At 59.5% G+C, this 20,689-nt stretch carries 19 protein-coding genes and 1 pseudogene; 16 read left to right on the top strand and 4 right to left on the bottom strand.

The features are described from left to right. Window position 1: 1 nt before the first annotated feature. Window positions 2-1,411, bottom strand: a complete 1,410-nt coding sequence (locus ACI3K0_RS18880) for a lipopolysaccharide biosynthesis protein (protein ID WP_206828175.1) — start codon at window positions 1,409-1,411, stop codon at window positions 2-4. A 164-nt stretch (window positions 1,412-1,575) separates the two neighbouring features. Then, window positions 1,576-4,287, bottom strand: a complete 2,712-nt coding sequence (secA, locus tag ACI3K0_RS18885; RefSeq protein ID WP_404945954.1) for a preprotein translocase subunit SecA — start codon at window positions 4,285-4,287, stop codon at window positions 1,576-1,578. A gap of 243 nt (window positions 4,288-4,530) precedes the next feature. On the opposite strand from secA, the gene ACI3K0_RS18890 reads away from it, so the two are divergent. The 6 genes from ACI3K0_RS18890 (at window position 4,531) to ACI3K0_RS18915 (ending at window position 8,576) form a co-directional block, all read left to right on the top strand. After that, complete coding sequence (locus ACI3K0_RS18890; protein ID WP_148148252.1) at window positions 4,531-5,427, top strand: peptidylprolyl isomerase; 897 nt, start codon at window positions 4,531-4,533, stop codon at window positions 5,425-5,427. A gap of 77 nt (window positions 5,428-5,504) precedes the next feature. Next, window positions 5,505-6,746: a bifunctional glutamate N-acetyltransferase/amino-acid acetyltransferase ArgJ gene (gene argJ, locus ACI3K0_RS18895; protein WP_404945955.1), complete on the top strand. Its 1,242-nt coding sequence runs from the start codon at window positions 5,505-5,507 to the stop codon at window positions 6,744-6,746. Window positions 6,747-6,754: 8 nt separating this feature from the next. Beyond that, entirely contained in the window at window positions 6,755-7,525 is a 771-nt protein-coding gene (locus ACI3K0_RS18900; protein ID WP_206828066.1) for an N-acetyltransferase, read from the top strand. Beyond that, the gene (gene mutT / locus ACI3K0_RS18905; RefSeq protein WP_148148255.1) at window positions 7,522-7,932 is read left to right on the top strand and encodes an 8-oxo-dGTP diphosphatase MutT; all 411 of its coding nucleotides are present in this window, start codon (window positions 7,522-7,524) and stop codon (window positions 7,930-7,932) included. The genes ACI3K0_RS18900 and mutT overlap by 4 nt, the downstream gene beginning before the upstream one ends. Window positions 7,933-8,035: 103 nt before the next feature. Further along, window positions 8,036-8,356: a hypothetical protein gene (locus tag ACI3K0_RS18910; protein ID WP_148148256.1), complete on the top strand. Its 321-nt coding sequence runs from the start codon at window positions 8,036-8,038 to the stop codon at window positions 8,354-8,356. Window positions 8,357-8,402: 46 nt separating this feature from the next. After that, window positions 8,403-8,576, top strand: a complete 174-nt coding sequence (locus ACI3K0_RS18915) for a Flp family type IVb pilin (RefSeq protein ID WP_404945956.1) — start codon at window positions 8,403-8,405, stop codon at window positions 8,574-8,576. Between the two features lie 35 nt (window positions 8,577-8,611). On the opposite strand, the gene ACI3K0_RS18920 is transcribed toward ACI3K0_RS18915, so the two are convergent. Further along, window positions 8,612-9,484, bottom strand: coding sequence for a methyltransferase domain-containing protein (locus ACI3K0_RS18920; protein ID WP_206828061.1), 873 nt, complete (start codon window positions 9,482-9,484; stop codon window positions 8,612-8,614). Between the two features lie 89 nt (window positions 9,485-9,573). On the opposite strand from ACI3K0_RS18920, the pseudogene ACI3K0_RS18925 reads away from it, so the two are divergent. The 5 genes and pseudogenes from ACI3K0_RS18925 (at window position 9,574) to ACI3K0_RS18945 (ending at window position 12,517) form a co-directional block, all read left to right on the top strand. Then, window positions 9,574-10,318: pseudogene (locus ACI3K0_RS18925) on the top strand (ComF family protein). 47 nt (window positions 10,319-10,365) lie between these two features. Further along, window positions 10,366-10,620: a glutaredoxin 3 gene (gene grxC / locus ACI3K0_RS18930; protein WP_404945957.1), complete on the top strand. Its 255-nt coding sequence runs from the start codon at window positions 10,366-10,368 to the stop codon at window positions 10,618-10,620. A gap of 15 nt (window positions 10,621-10,635) precedes the next feature. After that, window positions 10,636-11,502: a carbon-nitrogen hydrolase family protein gene (locus tag ACI3K0_RS18935; RefSeq protein ID WP_404945958.1), complete on the top strand. Its 867-nt coding sequence runs from the start codon at window positions 10,636-10,638 to the stop codon at window positions 11,500-11,502. Beyond that, complete coding sequence (locus ACI3K0_RS18940) at window positions 11,499-11,927, top strand: DUF1178 family protein (RefSeq protein ID WP_404945959.1); 429 nt, start codon at window positions 11,499-11,501, stop codon at window positions 11,925-11,927. The genes ACI3K0_RS18935 and ACI3K0_RS18940 overlap by 4 nt, the downstream gene beginning before the upstream one ends. A gap of 23 nt (window positions 11,928-11,950) precedes the next feature. Further along, on the top strand, window positions 11,951-12,517 hold the full coding sequence (locus ACI3K0_RS18945) for a DUF3291 domain-containing protein (protein WP_404945960.1): 567 nt from the start codon (window positions 11,951-11,953) through the stop codon (window positions 12,515-12,517). On the opposite strand, the gene ubiG is transcribed toward ACI3K0_RS18945, so the two are convergent. Continuing rightward, the gene (gene ubiG / locus ACI3K0_RS18950) at window positions 12,518-13,264 is read right to left on the bottom strand and encodes a bifunctional 2-polyprenyl-6-hydroxyphenol methylase/3-demethylubiquinol 3-O-methyltransferase UbiG (protein ID WP_404945961.1); all 747 of its coding nucleotides are present in this window, start codon (window positions 13,262-13,264) and stop codon (window positions 12,518-12,520) included. A 391-nt stretch (window positions 13,265-13,655) separates the two neighbouring features. Between ubiG and ACI3K0_RS18955 the strand changes: the two genes are divergently transcribed. The 5 genes from ACI3K0_RS18955 (at window position 13,656) to prmC (ending at window position 20,581) form a co-directional block, all read left to right on the top strand. Continuing rightward, a complete protein-coding gene (locus ACI3K0_RS18955) occupies window positions 13,656-14,531 on the top strand; it encodes an SH3 domain-containing protein (RefSeq protein WP_404945962.1) in 876 nt (291 codons plus the stop codon). 258 nt (window positions 14,532-14,789) lie between these two features. After that, window positions 14,790-16,067 carry an aspartate kinase gene (locus ACI3K0_RS18960; RefSeq protein WP_148148264.1) on the top strand — a complete coding sequence of 426 codons (1,278 nt, stop codon included), beginning with the start codon at window positions 14,790-14,792 and terminating at the stop codon, window positions 16,065-16,067. 81 nt (window positions 16,068-16,148) lie between these two features. After that, window positions 16,149-18,413 carry a phosphoenolpyruvate--protein phosphotransferase gene (gene ptsP / locus ACI3K0_RS18965; protein WP_206828171.1) on the top strand — a complete coding sequence of 755 codons (2,265 nt, stop codon included), beginning with the start codon at window positions 16,149-16,151 and terminating at the stop codon, window positions 18,411-18,413. A 157-nt stretch (window positions 18,414-18,570) separates the two neighbouring features. Continuing rightward, window positions 18,571-19,653 carry a peptide chain release factor 1 gene (gene prfA / locus ACI3K0_RS18970; RefSeq protein ID WP_148148265.1) on the top strand — a complete coding sequence of 361 codons (1,083 nt, stop codon included), beginning with the start codon at window positions 18,571-18,573 and terminating at the stop codon, window positions 19,651-19,653. A 19-nt stretch (window positions 19,654-19,672) separates the two neighbouring features. Continuing rightward, window positions 19,673-20,581 (top strand): peptide chain release factor N(5)-glutamine methyltransferase, encoded by a 909-nt coding sequence (gene prmC, locus ACI3K0_RS18975; RefSeq protein ID WP_404945963.1) that lies wholly within the window; start codon window positions 19,673-19,675, stop codon window positions 20,579-20,581. The last annotated feature ends 108 nt before the right edge of the window (window positions 20,582-20,689 follow it).

Consider the following 20,689-nt stretch of genomic DNA (forward strand, 5'->3'; position numbering starts at 1 on the left):
GTCAATTCGCTCCCAAACCGGCAAGAGGTTTGCGTGCAAAGGCAAACAGCGTGATGCCGAGCGTACGGCGGACTGTCAGATGAAGCAGCAGGGATTCGATCATGATTGCAGTAGCAGCCGCAACGGCTGCTCCAGTCAAGCCGAATAGCGGGATCATCACAGAATACAGGATTACTGCAGCAATCAGGGTTGCAGCATAAACTCCAACGCAGAGTTTCTGGTGTCCGGCCATAGTAAGCAGGACTTCTGCAGGACCGATGGATGCCTTGGCCAGGATGCCGGCAAAAAGGATGGCCATCAGCCCATAGCCGTCGGTAAAGTTCGGGCCGAAGAGGGACAGAAGCATCTCGCCGGCGGCGAGGGCGCAAAGGCCGATAATGAGCGACGGCCAGAAGGTCCAGCGTGTCGACCGGGCTGCGAAATCGGCAAGCGCATCATGGTCTGCGGCGGCAATGATGGCTGAGAAACGCGGTGCGGCTGCAGCCTTGACCGAGAAATAGACGAATTGCACCAGCACGATCGTTTTTGCTGCGGCGAAATAGATGCCGACCTGATCGGGCGGGAGGTAAAGGCCGACCACGACCACATCGGCATTGGTCAGCAGAAAACTGATCCCGTCAACGAGAAAGAGCGGTAGCGAATATCTCATCCAGGTGCCCAACTGATATTGGCGCGGCGCCTCGCTTTTCTCCTTGCGGATCAGCGCGGCGAGCTGCACGAGATGGGCAAGCGTGGTGACATAGGTCGCGGCGAGTGCCGCTCCCATTGCAGTCGTCGCATCATGCGGTGCGTCGATGAATTCCGCAGTCGCCATGAAGACGAGGATGAGGATCGGTCTCAGAATGAAGGTCGGCGCCAGTGCCGAAACGGTCCAGCCGCGCGCCCTTGCCATGCCGTCGAGAATATCGCCGAGCGCGATCATCGGGATGATGAAAAGCGCAATGCCGATCGGAACGAGATAATAGGAGGCGATATCGTTGCCGAACACGGCCAGGAAGGCAAAGCCCAGTGTGCCGACCAGCGTTGCCGTCAGAAATGCAACAAGGCAGGATGCCACGTTCAGCCCGCGCAATATCGCGGTTTCGCCGCTTGCAAGATGCTGATGGTAGAAGCGGATGATCGAGGTGTGGAAGCCGAGGCAGGAGAGATTGCCGGTCAGGATCACGATCACCCAGACGAAGGCGTAGAGACCGTATTCGAACTCCCCCATCAGCCGTGCGAGAGCGATTTGGGAGAGAAAAGCGATTGCGGCCGAGGCGATGCGAATAGCGAAAGCCGTCAGGGCCTGCCGCTGGGCCTTCGCCGTTTCGCTGTTGTCCGTCAGTGCGGTGCCGATTTTTGCGATCAGCGGTACGATCCGGGCGCGCAAGCCCGGCGGAAGCAGTTTTTCCGCTGTTTCGATAACCGCCATGAAGGGCAAGGGATACTCGTTATGCCGCACAAATACTGATGAAAAGCATGGCAGGTCGCGGTTAAGAAACGGTTGGCAGCGACGATAGACTGATGGATGCCGTTGGCCTCAAAAGCAAAACGCCGCCCATTGGGCGGCGTTTGTATCAGCTATTTCCAGATGCCTCAGGCCTGTTCGAAGGCGCCGTGGCAATGCTTGTATTTCTTGCCGGAACCGCATGGGCAGGCCTCGTTGCGGCCGATCTTGCCCCAGGTCGACTGATCTTCCGGGTGACGATCCTCGGGGGCGGCAATGAAGTCTTCATCGTCGCGGCCGGTAATCTGGTTTTCGCCGGTCATCGGGTCGAGATGATGTTCCTCATAGGTCTGTGGCGGAACCGGCGGCTCCGGATTCTGCATCAGCTCGACGCGCATCATCTGGGCGGTGACGGCTTCGCGAAGGTTAGCCAGCAGCGCCTGGAATAGTTCGAAAGCTTCTGCCTTGTATTCCTGCAGCGGGTCACGCTGAGCATAACCGCGGAAGCCGATGACGGAGCGCAGGTGGTCGAGATTGACGATATGCTCGCGCCACAGGTGATCGAGCGTCTGCAGCATGATCGAGCGTTCGACATAATTCATCACCTCGTTGCCGAAGCGTTCGCGGCGATCCTTGGCAGCGGCGTCGGCTGCCTCGGTAATGCGCTCGCGGATATCGTCTTCGCCGATGCCTTCTTCCTTGACCCAGTCCTCGATCGGAAGTTCGAGGTTGAGCAGGCGCTGGACATCCTGATGCAGGCCGGGTGCGTCCCACTGTTCGGCGTAGGCGCGTTCCGGGATATGCTTGGCGACGATGACCTCGATGACTTCGTTGCGCATGTCCTCGATGGTCTCGGAAACATCTTCCGAATCCATCATTTCAATACGCTGTTCGAAGATCACCTTGCGCTGGTCGTTTGTGACGTCGTCGTATTTCAAAAGGTTCTTACGGATGTCGAAGTTACGGGCTTCGACCTTCTTCTGGGCGCGTTCCACGGCCTTATTGATCCATGGATGGACGATCGCCTCGCCTTCCTTGAGGCCCAGCTTCTGCAGCATGCCGTCCATGCGGTCGGAGCCGAAGATGCGCATCAGGTCGTCCTGAAGCGACAGGAAGAACTTGGAGCGGCCGGGGTCACCCTGACGGCCGGAACGGCCGCGCAGCTGGTTGTCGATACGGCGGCTTTCGTGGCGTTCGGTGGCGATGACGTAGAGACCGCCGGCCTCCAGCGCCTTGGCCTTGAGTTCCTTGATTTCAGCGCGGATCGCTGCTTCCCTGGCATTGCGCTCGGCTTCGTCCTCCACGCCTTCAAGCTCGCGCTCAAGACGCATGTCGACATTGCCGCCGAGCTGGATGTCGGTACCGCGACCGGCCATGTTGGTGGCGATCGTGACGGCCCCCGGCACACCGGCCTGGGAAACGATATAGGCTTCCTGCTCGTGGTAACGGGCGTTCAGCACGTTGAAGTTTTCGAAGCCGGACTGGCGCAGCATGGTGGCCAGAAGCTCGGATTTTTCGATCGAGGTCGTACCGACGAGAACCGGTTGGTTGCGCTCGTGGGCAGCCTTGATCTCGACGATGATCGCCTTGAACTTTTCCTCGAAGGTCCGGTAGACCTCGTCGTCCTCGTCAATACGGGCGATCGGCAGGTTGGTTGGAACTTCGATGACTTCGAGCTTGTAGATGTTGCCGAATTCTTCCGCTTCGGTCTGCGCCGTACCGGTCATGCCGGCGAGCTTGGAATACATGCGGAAGTAATTCTGGAAGGTGATCGAGGAGAGCGTCTGGTTCTCCGGCTGGATCTGTACCTTTTCCTTGGCTTCCAGCGCCTGGTGCTGGCCTTCCGAATAACGGCGGCCCGGCATCATGCGGCCGGTGAATTCGTCGATGATGACGATCTCGCCGTTACGGACGATGTAATCCTTGTCGCGGGTGAAGAGCTTGTGGGCCTTCAGCGCGTTGTTGATGTGGTGGACGATCGCGACATTCTCGACGTCGTAGAGCGATTCACCCTTCAGGAGGCCGGCCTGGCGCAAAAGGTTTTCCAGCTTCTCGGTGCCGACTTCGGAGAAATTGGCGGAGCGCTGCTTTTCGTCGATCTCGTAATCTTCTTCGGAGAGAAGCGGGATGTAGGTATCGATCGTCGTGTAGAGATCGGAACGGTCGTCCAGCGGGCCGGAAATGATCAGCGGCGTGCGCGCTTCGTCGACGAGGATCGAATCCACTTCGTCGACGATCGCATAGTTGTGGCCGCGCTGAACCATCTGGCCGCGCTCGTATTTCATGTTGTCGCGCAGATAATCGAAGCCGAGTTCGTTATTCGTCGCATAGGTGATGTCGCAGGCATAGGCCGCGCGCCGCTGTTCGTCGTCCAGGCCATGAACGATGACGCCGGTCGAAAGGCCGAGGAAGCTGTAAAGGCGGCTCATGATGCCGGCGTCGCGCTGGGCGAGGTAGTCGTTGACGGTGACGACGTGGACGCCCTTGCCCGACAAGGCGTTGAGGTAGACCGGCAGGGTGCCGACCAGCGTCTTGCCTTCACCGGTCTTCATTTCGGCGATCGCGCCGTCATGCAGGATCATGCCGCCAGTCAGCTGCACGTCGAATGGTCGCATGCCGAGTACGCGGCGGGATGCTTCGCGCGCCACCGCAAAGGCGGGGATCATGATGTCTTCGAGCGTTTTGCCATCGGCCAGCATCTGCCGGAACTCGACCGTCTTGTGGGCGAGTTGCTCATCGGTCAGTGCCTTGGTTGCTTCCTCGATGGCATTGATCTTGGCGAGGGTCGGCTTGTAGCCGCGAACGCGGCGCTCGTTGGCCGAACCGAACAGTTTGCGGGCAATGCCGCCGAAGCTGACCATGCGAATGGTCCTTTCTGATCTCAGTGCCATGGGATTGCAGGTCGGAAGAGGTTGGTTCCAATGCCGGCAAATTGTCCCGTAACGCCCGGAAACTCTTCTGGACGCCAAGTTGCGTGACAGATAAGAGGGGGTCCGAATTATGTCAACGGTTGCGGCCGATACACTATGGCCACATTCCGGTGTTTGTGAAGGATTCAGGCCGGATCCAAACCCTGAGACCGGCATCCATGCGAAAGGTAACTTATGTTGCGTCACAAACTTCTCGTAACGGCGGCAATCGCCGCTGCGATCTCGTTCCAGGTTCCTGCCTTCGCGCAGGAAGACAAGGTCGTTGCCAAGGTCGGCACGCTCGAGATCACCCAGTCGGAACTTGATCTTGCGGTTCAGAACCTCGACCCGCAGCTGGCCCAGCTGCCGGACGAGCAGAAGAAGGTCGCAGCCCTTTCCGGTGCGATCGACGTCAAGCTTCTCGCAAGCGGCGCGCTTGCCGAAGGCGTTGACAAGACCGACGACTTCAAGAAGCGCATGTCCTATATCGGCGATCGCGAACTGCATAACGCCTTTTTCCGCAAGCATGTCGTCGAAGCAACGACCGATGAAGAGGTCAAGGCTCGCTACGACAAGGAAATCGCTGCTCTTCCGAAGCAGGAAGAAGTGAAGGCTGCCCATATCCTGGTCAAGACCGAGGATGAAGCAAAGGCGATCATCGCCAAGCTCGACAAGGGTGAGGATTTCGCCAAGCTGGCCAAGGAAAACTCGCAGGACAGCAACAAGGACGACGGCGGCGATCTCGGTTGGTTCGGTCCGGGCCGCATGGTTCCCGAATTCGAAGAGGCCGCTTTCGGTCTCGAAAAGGGCGCCTATACCAAAGCCCCGGTCAAGACCCAGTTCGGCTTCCACATCATCAAGGTCGAAGACAAGCGCGATGCACCGCCGCCGGCTTTCGACCAGGTCAAGGACCAGGTGAAGCAGCTCGTCATGCGCGACAAGTATGTTGCAATCCTTGAAAAGGCCAAGGCTGAGCAGAAGGTCGAGATCACCGACGAAGCCCTGAAGAAGGGCTATGAGGAAGTTGGCAAGATGCAGGACGGCGCCGGCGATGCGGCTGCCCCGGAAGCTGCCCCGGCTGCAAAGCCCTGATCCATTGATGACAACGGGGGCATTCGTGCCCCCGTTTTTCTATCGCTTACTGAAAACTTTTCGCGCAGGTATTGACCATGTCCGCTTCCGTCTCCCCGCTCGCCCCGAAATCCTATCCTGAAATGCCTCTGGTCCGCGGTGTGCGGATGGCGACGGCAGCTGCAGGCATCAAGTACAAGGGCCGCACGGATGTGCTGCTGATGGTTTTCGACAAGCCTGCGGCGGTTGCCGGCGTGTTCACCAAGTCCAAATGCCCTTCGGCCCCGGTCGATTTCTGCCGCTCGAACCTCTCCCATGGCGTGGCTCGTGCAGTGGTGGTCAACTCCGGCAATGCGAACGCTTTCACGGGTATCAAGGGCAAGGCTGCGACCGCTCTGACGGCGAAATCTGCATCCGACGCTGTCGGCTGCGGCGAGAACGAGGTTTATCTCGCATCCACGGGCGTCATCGGTGAACCGCTCGATGCCACCAAGTTTGCCGGCGTGCTGGGCGACATGAACAAGACCGCTACCGGCGATTTCTGGCAGGAAGCCGCCAAGGCGATCATGACGACGGATACCTATCCAAAGGTCGCGACGCGTACCGCCGAGATCGGCGGCGTGAAGGTGACGATCAACGGCATTGCCAAGGGCGCTGGCATGATCGCGCCCGACATGGCGACGATGCTGTCCTTCGTCGTTACCGATGCCGACATTTCTTCTGCCGCTCTGCAGTCGATGCTGTCGGCCGGTGTCGAGCCTAGCTTCAATTCGATGACCGTCGATAGCGACACGTCGACCTCCGACACGCTGATGCTGTTTGCCACCGGCGCTGCTGCCGCCGACGGCCAGAAGCAGATTGCCGATGCCAATGATCCGGCGCTCGCCTCCTTCCGCGAGGCGCTCAACGCGCTCCTGAAGGACCTGGCGATCCAGGTCGCTCGCGATGGCGAGGGTGCCACCAAGATGCTCGAAATCACCGTGACCGGTGCGGAAAGCGATGCGGCCGCCAAGACGATCGCGCTGTCGATCGCCAATTCGCCGCTGGTCAAGACCGCGGCCGCCGGCGAAGACGCCAACTGGGGCCGTATCGTCATGGCGGTGGGCAAGGCCGGCGAAGCTGCCGATCGCGACAAGTTGGCGATCTGGTTCGGCGACATCCGTGTTGCCGTCAATGGCGAGCGCGATCCGGGTTATTCTGAAGAGGCGGCCTCTGCCGTGATGAAGGGCCAGGACATTCCGGTAAAGGTCGAACTCGGTCTCGGATCGGGCAAGGCGACGGTCTGGACCTGCGACCTGACCAAGGAATATGTCGCCATCAACGGCGATTACCGGAGCTGATGCGGGTGATGGCAGCAGCATCCGTAGAGCCCGATCTGCCGCTGGTCCGCAGGCTCGAAGCCGTCGGGTTTCGCGCATGGCCTGCCGCGTCCGTCGTCTATGACGGAAGCTGGCAGGTGCGGCTGACAGGCGGGCATCCGTCGAAACGGGTCAACTGCGTCGTTCCGCTTGATCCTTCCGATCACCGGGATCTCGATCTCAGGCTCACAAAGGCTGCCAAGCGTTTTGCGGATTACGGCAGGACGCTTGTGCTGAGGGAAACACCGCTTGCGCCGCCGGTCATGCTTGAGCATCTGGCGCGTAGCGGATGGGAGGTCTTCGAGACGGCGGATGTCATGACAGTCGACCTTTCCCGGCTGGAGCTTCCCGACACGCTCGATTATCTGCCAAGCCACGATATCGGCCGTTTTGCCGATGCATGCCTTTCGGTAGCCGGTGACGATCCGGCCTTGAAGCCGGCGCTTGCCGAGATCCTCAGTGCCATCAAGCCCACATCCGGCTTCTTCATGAAACAGGATCCCGGTAACGGAGCAGTGGCTACGGTGCTGTGCGTGCAGGACAACGATCTGGCCGGCATTCTTTCGCTTGCCGTTGCACCATCCCATCGCCGCGAACGGCTCGGCACAGACATGTTGTCCTCGGCACTTCGCTGGGCACGGATCAGCGGTGCACGCACCGCTTGGCTGCAGGTCGAGTCAACCAATGAAGCTGCCATCGCGCTCTATCAGAGGTTCGGCTTCAGCAAGGCCTATTCCTATCGTTACTGGCGGAAATCATGAGCGAACCGAAAAAGCTTCTTCTCGTTTCCGCCTGCGCGCTGATCGATGCCGACGGCCGTATCCTGCTTGCGCAGCGGCCGGAGGGGAAATCGCTGGCGGGGCTGTGGGAGTTTCCGGGCGGTAAGGTCGAGCCCGGCGAAACGCCGGAAGAGACGCTGGTGCGGGAGCTTCATGAGGAACTCGGGGTCACCACGAAGGTCGCCTGCCTTGCGCCGCTCACCTTTGCCAGCCACACCTACGACAGCTTCCATCTGCTGATGCCGCTTTATGTCTGCCGCCGGTTTGAGGGTGTTCCGACGGGCCGCGAGGGGCAGCAGATCAAATGGGTGAGGCCGAATGCGCTTCGCGACTATCCCATGCCGCCGGCGGATGAGCCGCTGATCCCTATGCTGCAGGATCTGCTTTAATTAAAATTAGAGCTGTCGGATTTATCTCGCGTTAACAGTTCGTTCAACGGATTCTGGCATCTTTGTGGCCAGGCACGTAATGATCTGACGAGGCTTCGGGACAATGGACGACGAGTTCTGGAAAACTGTGCGCAATCGCCAGCGGGCGACGTACAGGTCCGGCAGGACCGGAGCGCTGAATATTGCGCTGCTTTTCGGAACAGCCGTAATTGCCCTGTCGCTGATCGTGACGCCGATGCTGGCGGAGCGGTCGGACCAGAAGCGCCTTGCGCATGTGCAGGAAGACTTCGATATGCTGACGACGGGATCGATCAAGCCCGCCGAAGGTGGTTCGAAGCACTACACGATCCGCAGGAGCGTTCTGCAGGAGACACCCGGTTCGGTTTGCATCGTTCAGGGTTACGGAGCGGACGGCGATTGCTGAACCACTTCGACGCATGATCGAACCGCTTAGATTCCAAGGACGACCTATGCGCCTGTTCCGCAGCTTTATCAGCGATATCAGTGGTGCAACGGCAGTGGAGTACGGCTTGCTTGCCGCAGTCCTCGGCATCACGCTTGCTGCTGCGCTCGGCAATTATTACGAGGCGATGGGCAATATGTTCAACACCATTACCAACACCTACACCAATGCGTCCAAATAAGACGGTTTAAAGCCGTTTCCGCTTTTGCGGAAGCGCTAGCCGTCCAGGCCCTTAAGGGCATCTGCAAGACGCACCTTGGCAGAACCTGGTTTCAGCGGCTGCTGCTGGCTCTCATGATGCGCCCATCCGGAGGCGTAGATGATCGAGAACGTGGCCCTGATCCTGCCATCGGGATCGGAATAACGCTCTGCATAGATTTCCGCAGCCCTCAGGAAAAATGCGCGCCCAAGGGGTTTTCTGCTGCGACCCCTCAAGGGATTGGCCATGCCCATGGCGCGCAAGTCGCGCATCAGCGGAAACAGGCTGTCATATCGAACCGTATAGTTTTCTGCGTCCACCACCGGAAGGGCGAAACCCGCCCGCTGGAGAAGGCCACCTATATCGCGCACATCGGCGAATGGGATAACGCGTGGGCTTGCGCCGCCTGTCAGCTCGGCCTCGGCCGCAAGCAGGACATCGCGCAACTCCGACAGCGTCCCCGCACCGGGAATGGCTGCGAGGAACAGGCCATCAGGCTTCAGACCGCGGCGAATGCGCACCAGCGTGCCTGGCAGGTCATTGACGGCATGCAGCGCCATCGGGGACAGGACGAGGTTGACCGATGCCGTCTCGATCGGCACGTCATCAAGACCGGCGGACAGGATATGCTCTCCTGCCTTGGCGAAGCGTTCGCTGGTTTCTGCGCGCTGAATTGTTTCGATCTTGCCGGTTTCGATTGCCTTTCGCGCGGCGATCCCCGTTCCTCCATGCAGTTCGATGGCAAGAGGAAACTGCCGCTCCACGACGGAAAGACGCTCGGCCAATTCGCCTGCCGCCAGATCCAGCAAAAAATCCGCATTGCCGGTGTGATTTGCCAAGGCTCGTTCGCGTCTGCGTGCCAGCAGGTCTTCGTCGAAGAGAAATTCCATCATCACCACCCGATTATGCTTCGCTAAGGCGCATTCCGTCGCTTATTGTCAAGTCCATGCCCGGCAATTCGGCCAATAGTCTCGTGAAAATGCTTTCGCAATCCGCTTCGGCCTGTCTGCAGCGGATCGCTGATGTCGTGTACCCTCCGGTATGCCTCGGTTGCGGCGTTCTGACGGGACGTCATGGGGCGGTCTGCGCCTCCTGCTGGCGTGAGGTCCGCTTCATCGAGAGGCCCTATTGCGACATACTCGGCCTGCCGTTCTCCTATGATCCAGGGCCAGGCATGCTCTCGGCACAAGCCATCGCGCATCCTCCGGTTTTCGATCGCCTGCGCGCAGCCACTGTCTTCGATCGTACCGCGCGCAACATGGTTCATGGGCTCAAATATAGGGACCGAGGCGATCTTGCACCAATCATGGCGAGATGGATGGAGCGCGCGGGGGGGCGATTGCCTCCGTTGCTGCGATGCAATCCTGCCGGTGCCTTTGCACCGGACGCGTTTTGCGCTCCGGAAGTTCAACCAGTCAGCCGAGCTCGCGCGGCATCTCGCAAGATCGACGGGGAAGCCCTATCTGCCGGCGGCGCTTGTGCGAACGAAGAGAACGAAGCGACAGGTAGGGCTGACGGCTCGGGCTCGCGAAGACAATGTCCGGGCGGCTTTCGCCGTCGCCGAGGGACGGGAGGCCGAGGTGTTCGGCAAACACATCGTGCTTGTCGACGATGTCTACACGACCGGGGCCACAGTTACCGCTGCGACACGGGCGTTGAAGAAGGCGGGTGCCACCGAAGTCAGTGTTTTGACCTTTGCAATGGCTCTGGCCGAAACTATATGAGAAACAACAGTCGGCGCGTATTCCTCCCAGCGCGCCCGGAGATTATCATGACGGATGTTACCATCTACACCCGCGAATATTGCGGTTATTGCTCACGTGCGAAAGCTCTGCTCCAATCAAAGGGCGTCGATTTCGTCGAGCATGATGCGACCTATAGCCAGGAGCTTCGCGCCGAAATGATCGCCAAGTCGAATGGTCGGTCGACCTTTCCGCAGATCTTCATCAACGGTGAACATGTCGGCGGCTGCGATGATCTGCATGCGCTTGATCGTGAAGGCAAGCTGGACTCGATGCTTGCGTAACAGGACGTTTAGACGATGATCAAGGTCGCTGCAGTGCAGATGCGTTCCGGTGTCGATCCGGTCAAGAACGCGGCCGACATGTCCCGGCTGGTCCGGGACGCGGCGGCGCGCGGGGCGACTTACGTCCAGACGCCGGAAATGACGGGTATGCTGCAGCGGGACCGCAAGGCTGCCCGCGAGGTCCTGCGCGGCGAGGCGGATGACATAATCGTGGCGACGGCGCATGGGCTTGCTGCGGAGCTCGGCATTTTCCTGCACGTCGGTTCGACGGCAATTGCTCGTGATGACGGCAAGATCGCCAATCGCAGTTTTCTCTTTGCGCCCGACGGTCGCCTGATCTCGACCTACGACAAGATCCACATGTTCGACGTGGATCTCGACAATGGCGAGAGCTGGCGGGAGAGCTCTGCGTATGAGCCGGGCGACGTCTCCAAGGTGGTGGAGCTGCCTTTCGCAAAGCTCGGTATGTCGATCTGTTACGACTTGCGGTTCCCTCAGCTGTTCCGCGCACAGGCTGTAGCCGGAGCGACGATCCTGACGGTGCCGGCTTCCTTCACGCGACAGACGGGCGAGGCGCATTGGGAGATCCTGCTGCGGGCTCGGGCCATCGAGAACGGCGCTTTCCTGATTGCGGCAGCGCAGGCCGGGGTACACGAGGACGGCCGGGAGACCTATGGCAATTCTCTCATCATCGACCCCTGGGGCAAAATTCTCGCACGAGGTGGCGATGCGGGTGAGGAGGTTCTCGTTGCCGATCTCGACCTGGACAGCGTTGTGATTACTCGCAAAAAGGTGCCCAATCTGAAGAATGCACGCGAGTTCGTGCTGGAGGATGTTACCGGCCCGGATGCCGACCGGGGTGCCGGTGGAGTGGCAGTGTGATCAAATATTCGCTGTGCTGCGACAACGCACATACCTTTGAGGGCTGGTTTTCCGAGAGTGCCGATTTCGACCGGCAGGTGGAGAGCGGCTTTCTGACCTGTCCGATCTGCAATTCGGGTTCGATTTCCAAGTCGTTGATGGCGCCTTCCGTTTCCACCGCGCGGAAAAAGGAAGCCAAGAAGCAGATGGCGATGGATCTCGCCCGGCAGGAGGCGATCGTCAAGCTTCGCGAAGCTGTCGCCAATATTCGCGCCAATTCCGAGGATGTGGGGGAGAAGTTTCCCGAAGAGGCGCGCAAGATTCATTATGGCGAGGCGGATGCTCGCGGCATCATCGGACAAGCGAGTGCCGACGAAGTGCGTGACCTGATCGACGAGGGGATAGAAGTCGCGCCGCTACCCGATTTTACGGACGATACGAACTGACATGGCCAACTGAGGTGACCAGCGTGGCGAAACTGGCGATCTACAATTTCGGCCTTTTTTTCGCTCCTTATGACAGCCCCGAAATTGAGGGTTTTCGCTTGCGGGAGCCTGCCAATTTTCTTGCCGCCGAAACTGCGGAAGGGTTTATCGGACGTTCCGGCTATGATGGCGAGATCGGTCCGGAGAGCTGGGGGCAGCAGGTTTTTCCGCGTTTCATAAAGGGGAGCGGTTTTGAGACCGCACCCTCCTCGTTGTCGATGTGGGCCGATCTGGAATCGCTGACGGCGTTTTCCTATTCCGGCGTCCATGCCGACGCGTTGAAACATGGCCGAAAATGGCAGGTGGAGCGGCGCTGGCCTGCACTTGTCCTGTGGTGGACGGATAGCCGGCCAAATTGGTCTGACGGCGTAGAGCGTTTCGAGCGTCTGCACGACCATGGGACTGGACCGGACAGTTTCAATTTCAAAGATCCCTATGGACCGGATGGTGAGCGGATATCCATCGACCGTGCACGGGTGCGCGAACTGGCTGCGCTCAATGCGGAAAGACACAAGGATCTGATGGCACACGTGCTTGTGCAGAAATCCTGATCAGCTCTCGCGTTTTGCCAGTAGCATGTAGTTTACGTCCATGTCGGGCGAGAGGTTCCAGCGATCCTGCAGTGGATTGAAGAAGACGCCTGTGCGGTGAATGATGTACAGACCGGAGGTCTGGAGCGGGCGTTCGATCTCTTCCGGGCGGACCAGCTTTTCATACTGATGCGTGCCGCGGGGCAGCCAGCGCAGGACATTTTCGGCGGCGAAGATCGCGAGTGCGCGGGCCTTCAGCGTGCGGTTGATCGTCGCCATGAATATCAGGCCGCCGGGGCGCACCATGGAGGCGCAGGTGGTGAGGAACAGGTTCACATCGGCAACATGTTCGACGACTTCCATGTTGAGGATGACGTCGAATGTTTCTCCCGCCTGGGCAAGATCCTCGGCGGTGACGGCACGGTAATCGATCTGCGTGCCGGTTTCCTGCGCGTGGGTCGAGGCGATGCCGATATTCTTCTCCGACGGGTCGGCGCCGATGACGGTTGCGCCCATGCGGGCAACCGGTTCGGACAGAAGGCCGCCACCGCAGCCGATATCGAGGATGCGCAGACCTTCCAGGGGGCGATGCGCCTTCGGGTCACGGCCGAAATTCTGGCAGATGCGTTCGCGGATATAGGCAAGGCGAACCGGATTGAACTTGTGCAGCGGACGGAATTTTCCGGTGGGGCTCCACCATTCGGCAGCCATTTTCGAGAACATCTCGACCTGATCCTTGTCGACCGTCGTTCTGGCTGCTTCCGTCATCGTCTCATCATCCTTCGCGTTTGCGTGTTGAAGTCGGACGTTGAGACGATGAAGTCAAGAGGTTGATGGGCTTTCCCGATGTTGGCCGCCAATGCCCTGCGAAGTAGACCTCGCCACGTATGCCAGTTGGTGTAGTCGACAGCCGAGGCTCGCTTCCAACGCCGCGAGCATGATATCGTGGACTTCTATCCAGATCACTGATTTCACTCCATTGCGGCAGGCTACTAATCCTATGCGCTGCAAGCGTCCATGACGCTTAATGAATGCCCAATAGGTCATTCATGACCTATTCAGGCGAATGCTGGAACAATTGGGGCCAGTCGACATTTTATGGCGATAAAACTCGATGCGGAAAAATGTCCGTTTCGATAATTTCCTCAGGAGGAAGCCCGTGAAAAAGTTCCTGATGAGTGCTGCGGCTTTCTGCACGCTCCTGGTGGCGCCCGCGATCGCCGAGGCGGCGGTGCGCGGTTACGCCACCGCAAACGTCAATATGCGGTCCGGCCCCAGTACCGGTTATCCGGCGGTTACCGTTATTCCTTACGGCGCGCCCGTGACGATCAACGGCTGCATGAGCTCGGTCAATTGGTGCGACGTCTCCTTTGCCGGTGGACGTGGCTGGGTGTCCGGCAATTACGTGCAGGCATCCTATCGATCGAACCGCGTTTATGTGGCGCCGGATTACTACGGCGGTCTCGGCATCCCATCCGTCACGTTCGACGTGGACAATTATTGGGGCACCTATTACCGCGACCGCAATTTCTATCGGGAGCGTGATCGCTGGCGGGATTACAACTGGCGTGCACAGCGTCCACTTCCGCCCCCGCCGCGCTGGGATGATGGTCGCCGTCCGCCTCCGGGCTGGGATCGCGACCGTGATCGCGATCGCTGGGACCAATCCCGTGATCGGGATCGCTGGGATCAGTCCCGTGATCGCGACCGGTGGGAACGTGACCGAAATCGTGACAGAGATCAGGCCCGTGACAGGGACCGTGACCGGCCGCGCTTTGACGGCAACGATCGGCGCCCGCCTCCCGGTTGGGATCGCGACCGCGCGCGAGAGCGTGATCGTGACAGGGATAGGGATCGTGCCCGTGAAAGAGAACGGGATCAGGCCCGGGATCGGGATCAGGCGCGCGAGCGGGACAGAGATCGCGATCGTGATCGCGAAAGAGCCCGCGAGCGAGACCGTGAACGCCCGCAGCGCGAGGAACAGCAGCGTCCGCAGCGTAACCAGAACTGCGTCGTCGGGCCAAATTGCAACTGACGATTTCGAACAGATCGACGACAGATCGGCAGGGGGTCGCGCAAGCGGCCCCTTGTTCTTATCGACTGCCATTTGCGTGTGATGATCGCTTCTTCAGTTTTATGACAGGCGTACTGTTTGCCCATAATCCGGCCATTGCGTGTGCCCCCCCTTTTCGCTAAGAGACCCCAACTCGATATTCAGGCAGCCGCCGGGATATCCAGCGTTAGCAAATAGACGCCCCGGCTTGGCCGAGGGCGAGTTGGTGGTTTTCGTCGTATGGCTCGCATCGTCATGAAGTTCGGCGGCACGTCCGTCGCCAATCTCGAACGCATTCACAATGTCGCACGCCATGTGAAACGTGAAGTCGATGCAGGGCACGAAGTGGCCGTCGTCGTCTCCGCCATGTCCGGCAAGACCAACGAACTGGTGGGCTGGGTTCAGGACATGCCGAAAGTAGCAGGTGCCAATTCACCATTCTACGACGCGCGCGAATATGATGCGGTCGTTGCTTCCGGCGAGCAGGTGACATCCGGTATCCTGGCGATCGCGCTGCAGTCGATGGGCGTCAATGCACGTTCCTGGCAGGGCTGGCAGATCCCGATCCGCACCGACAACGCACACGGTGCTGCACGCATCATGGAGATTGACGGTTCCGACATCATCAAGCGGATGGGCGAGGGCCAGGTGGCTGTTGTTGCCGGTTTCCAGGGGATAGGTCCGGACAACCGGATCGCGACGCTCGGCCGTGGCGGCTCCGACACGTCCGCCGTGGCGATTGCCGCTGCCGTCAAGGCTGATCGCTGCGATATCTATACGGACGTCGATGGCGTCTACACGACCGATCCGCGCATCGTGCCCAAGGCTCGCCGGATGAAGAAGGTGTCGTTCGAGGAAATGCTCGAAATGGCGTCTCTCGGCTCGAAGGTGCTGCAGGTGCGCTCGGTCGAGCTTGCCATGGTCCACAAGGTCCGCACCTTTGTGCGCTCCAGCTTTGAAGATCCCGATGCACCGGGCATGGGAGACTTCTTGAACCCGCCCGGTACTTTGATTTGCGACGAGGAAGAAATCGTGGAACAGGAAGTCGTCACCGGCATCGCTTATGCCAAGGATGAAGCGCAGATTTCGTTGCGTCGTCTGTCCGACCGTCCGGGCGTATCGGCTGCGATCTTCGGGCCGCTCGCGGAGGCCCATATCAATGTCGACATGATCGTCCAGAACATTTCCGAGGACGGTTCCAAGACTGACATGACCTTTACCGTGCCTTCTGGCGACGTGCAGAAGGCGATGAGCGTTCTGGAAGCCAACAAGGAAAAGATCGGCTTCGATGTCGTGCAGACCGAATCAGGTCTCGCAAAGGTATCGGTCATTGGTATCGGCATGCGCAGCCACGCCGGCGTCGCGGCGCAGGCTTTCCGGGCACTTGCCGAAAAATCGATCAACATCAAGGCGATCACGACCTCGGAAATCAAGATTTCCATTCTTATCGACGGTGCATATTCGGAACTTGCGGTTCGGACTTTGCATTCCTCCTACGGTCTCGATAAAAGCGAATGATGTCTAATCCGGCATGATGCTCCTTTCGGTGCGTCGTCGCCGGGTCGGCGATGGTTGGGCTGTAAGGGGAGCATTATGCCGATTAGAGACCTGTCGGCCGGTCCGCGCGTTTTGTTGAAGCGCCTGCGCGAACTGATGGCCGAACCGCTGGATCCGCAGGAACGCCTTGATCGGATCGTCAGCCAGATTGCCAGCAACATGGTGGCCGAAGTCTGCTCGGCCTATGTACTGCGCTCCGATGGCGTTCTGGAGCTTTACGCGACCGAAGGCCTGAACAAAGAAGCTGTCCACCTTTCTCAGCTGCAGATGGGACAGGGTCTCGTCGGTACGATTGCCGCATCCGCCCAGCCGTTAAACCTTTCCGATGCCCAGGCGCATCCGGCGTTCCGCTACCTGCCGGAAACCGGCGAAGAGATCTACCATTCCTTCCTCGGCGTGCCGATCCTGAGGGCGGGACGCACGCTCGGCGTTCTGGTCGTGCAGAACAAGGCGAGTCGCAACTACCGCGAGGATGAGGTCGAGGCGCTCGAGACCACCGCGATGGTGATCGCCGAGATGATCGCTACCGGCGACCTCAAGAAGATCACAGCTCCTGGGCTGGAGCTCGATCTTACCCGCGCGGTGACGATCCAGGGCAATGGTTACAACGAAGGTATCGGGCTCGGACATGTGGTGCTGCACGAGCATCGCATCGTCGTAACCAATCTTCTGAACGAAGATTCGGAAAAGGAAATCATCCGGCTTGCGGAAGCGCTCGGCTCGCTCAGGATCTCGATCGACGACATGCTGTCGCGGCGTGACGTGGCGCAGGAAGGCGAGCATCGCGAGGTGCTGGAAACCTACCGGATGTTTGCCCATGACCAGGGCTGGGTTCGCCGTATGGAAGAGGCGATCCATAACGGTCTGACGGCGGAAGCGGCCGTCGAGAAGGTGCAGAGCGATACCAAGGCGCGGATGATGCGCATGACGGATTCGTATCTGCGTGAGCGGATGCATGATTTCGACGATCTGGCGAACCGGCTGTTGCGCCAGCTCACCGGCTATTCCGGGCGCAGCATGGACGAGCTGCCGTCCGATTCCATCGTGCTTGCGCGCGCCATGGGTGCGGCTGAGCTGCTGGATTATCCGCGCGCCAATCTTCGCGGTCTGGTGCTGGAAGACGGTGCGGTGACCAGCCATGTGGTGATCGTCGCGCGTGCCATGGGCATTCCTGTCGTCGGACAGGCTGTGGGTCTGGTGGCGCTTGCCGAAAACGGCGACGCGATCATCATCGATGGAGACGACGGGCAGGTGCATGTGCGGCCGATGCCGGATCTGCAGAACGCTTATGAGGAAAAGGTTCGCCTGCGCGCCAAGCGGCAGGAGCAGTTCCGGGCGCTCAGGTCCGTCGAGTCGCTGACCCGGGACGGGCGGCATATCAGCCTCAACATGAATGCCGGCCTGCTGGTGGATCTGCCGCAGCTGGCCGAATCCGGCGCGCAGGGTATCGGGCTTTTCCGCACCGAGCTCCAGTTCATGATCGCCTCGACCATGCCCAAGCTGGAAGAGCAGGAAGCCTTTTATCGCAGTGTGATCAAACAGGCGGCGGGGCGTCCGGTGACTTTCCGAACGCTTGATATCGGCGGCGACAAGGTCGTTTCCTATTTCCGCGCCCAGGAAGAGGAAAACCCGGCGCTGGGATGGCGGGCGATCCGGCTTGCGCTCGACCGGCCCGGTCTATTGCGCACCCAACTCCGCGCGCTTCTGAAGGCTTCTGCCGGTGCCGAACTGCGGATGATGATCCCGATGGTGACCGAGGTTTCGGAAATCCGTGCGGTGCGCGACCTGTTGCAAAAGGAAGTGCAGTATCTCTCCAAGTTTGGCCACACGCTGCCGCGCAAGCTGCAGTTCGGTGCGATGCTGGAAGTGCCGGCGCTGATGTGGCAGCTCGACGAGCTTATGGCGGAAGTTGATTTTGTTTCCGTCGGGTCGAACGATCTCTTCCAGTTCTCGATGGCGGCCGACCGCGGCAATGCACGAGTTTCTGAACGCTTCGACATTCTCGGAAAACCGTTTCTCAGGATGCTGCGCGATATTGCGCGGGCCGGCGAGCGTAACCGGACGCTGGTGACGCTCTGCGGCGAAATGGCGGGCAAACCGCTTTCCGCCATGGCGCTGATCGGCGTCGGTTTCCGCTCGGTCTCGATGGCGGCGACCTCGATCGGTCCGGTCAAGGCGATGCTGCTTGGTCTCGATGCGGGCCAGCTCGAAGCGGAAATGAATGCGGCGCTGGACGACATTCGCTCGCACGAATCAATCCGGGAGCTGCTGTTGAAGTTCGCGGAAGCGAATAACATTCCACTGTAGGCCTTGAATGCGGCCTATTGGTCGAGCTATGTGCTCACCGTCATCCTCGGGCTTGTCCCGAGGATCTGCTGACCTCTCGACGTGGATAGATTCTCGGGACACCCTCGGGTTAAACCCGAGGGCTAAAATAACGAGCGGCATATCTGGAGTTCTTTAATTGGCTAAGCTTCCTGTCGAAAAGATGCGCGAGCTGGAACGCCGTTTTGGCGAGATCGAGGCGCGTATGTCGGAAGGCCCGGCCGCCGATGTCTATGTGAAGCTGGCTTCGGAATATTCCGAGCTGCAGCCCGTTGTTGCCAAGATCCGTGAATATGAGAAGACCATCGCTGAGATCGCCGATCTGAGGGCGATGCTTTACGACAAGGGCACGGACCGCGAGATGCGGGAGCTGGCCGAGATGGAGCTTCCGGACGCGGAGGAGCGGATCGAGGCGCTGGAAAAGGATATGCAGATCCTGCTCCTGCCGAAGGACGCGGCCGACGAGAAGAGCGCTATTCTTGAAATTCGTGCCGGTACCGGAGGCAACGAGGCGGCACTTTTTGCCGGCGACCTGTTTCGCATGTATGAGCGTTATGCCAGTGCGCATGGCTGGAAGGTGGAAGTGCTTTCGGCCAGTGAAGGCGAAGCGGGCGGTTATCGCGAAATCATCGCGACCGTGACCGGACGCGGCGTGTTTTCCAAGTTGAAATTCGAAAGCGGCGTGCACCGGGTGCAGCGTGTGCCGGATACCGAAACGCAGGGGCGCATTCACACGTCTGCGGCAACAGTTGCGGTCCTTCCCGAGGCAGAAGAGGTCGACGTGGAAATCCGTCCGGAGGACATCCGCATCGATACGATGCGTGCATCGGGCGCCGGCGGGCAGCACGTCAACACGACGGATAGTGCTGTGCGTATCACCCACCTGCCGACCGGGATCATCGTTGTGAGCGCGGAAAAATCGCAGCATCAGAACCGCGCCAAGGCGATGCAGGTCCTGCGCTCGCGTCTCTATGACATGGAACGGCAGAGAGTGGACAGCGAACGCTCTGCAGACCGCAAGAGCCAGGTCGGCTCCGGCGACCGTTCGGAGCGTATCCGCACCTATAATTTCCCGCAGGGCCGTGTCACCGACCACCGCATCAACCTGACGCTCTACAAGCTCGACCGAATGATGATGGGTGAAATCGACGAAGTGGTTGATGCACTGATCGCCGATTATCAGGCGGGACAGCTGGCGTCGCTCGGCGAGCAGCAGGGGTGACCAAGGGGATGTCGGGCCGATGACCACACTGGGCGAAGCCGTCGCCGATGCGAGAGGCCGGTTTTCGGCAGCCGGTTTTGCCGATGCGGCGATCGAGGCGCGGATTCTGATCGGCGGCCTCCTGGAGCTTTCCTCTACTGAGGTCTTCGTTGGTGGCGATCGCGAGATCGATGCCGCTTCGGTTGCCAAAATAGAAGATGCCGTCGCCCGCCGCTTGAAACGGGAGCCGGTGCATCGCATATTAGGTAAACGAGAATTTCACGGGCTGGATTTCCTTATTTCGAAGGAAACCCTGGAACCAAGACCGGATACGGAAGTTCTGGTGGATAGTGTTCTCGATGAGGCCCGGCAGTTTGCGGGCGACAGAGACATCCGCATTCTCGATATAGGAACAGGCACGGGCGCGATCATTCTGGCATTGCTGGATGGTCTACCATCAGCAACTGGGATCGGTAGCGATATTTCCGTCGATGCGTTGAACACGGCGGCGGAAAATGCGCGACGTCTTGGTCTGGATCAGCGGTTCCAGGCGGTGGAAAGCCACTGGTTTGACAAGATTGACGGGTGTTTCGACATAATCGTGTCAAATCCGCCCTATATATGTAGCGATGTCATTCCCGACCTGGATCCTGAAGTCCGCGACTTCGATCCAATGGCAGCATTGGACGGCGGGGCTGATGGATTAACCGCCTACCGCGAGATTGCAGACCGTGCCGGGGAGTTTCTCGCGGCTGATGGTTTCGTCGCTCTAGAGATCGGTTTTGATCAGAAACATGCGGTGATCGAGCTATTCGAAGCAGAGGGTTTCAATCTGTTGCTGGCACGTAAAGACTACAGCGAGAATGATCGCGTATTGATATTTGCCAAGTCTGTGGTTGATGCTGCGAAGCAAAAGAAAAAGCTTGGAATTCCAAAGGAAGCGGGATAGTTTGCGGCTACGCATCGGGGCAGCTGGGAATGAACAGCGATTCGTTCGGGTTACGGGTCAATCCTTAATTGCGCTCTTTTCGAAGAGCCGACGAGGTTGAGCACTCTC

It is taken from the genome of Rhizobium sp. ZW T2_16 (assembly GCF_044987325.1).
Classification (GTDB): domain Bacteria; phylum Pseudomonadota; class Alphaproteobacteria; order Rhizobiales; family Rhizobiaceae; genus Neorhizobium; species Neorhizobium cellulosilyticum.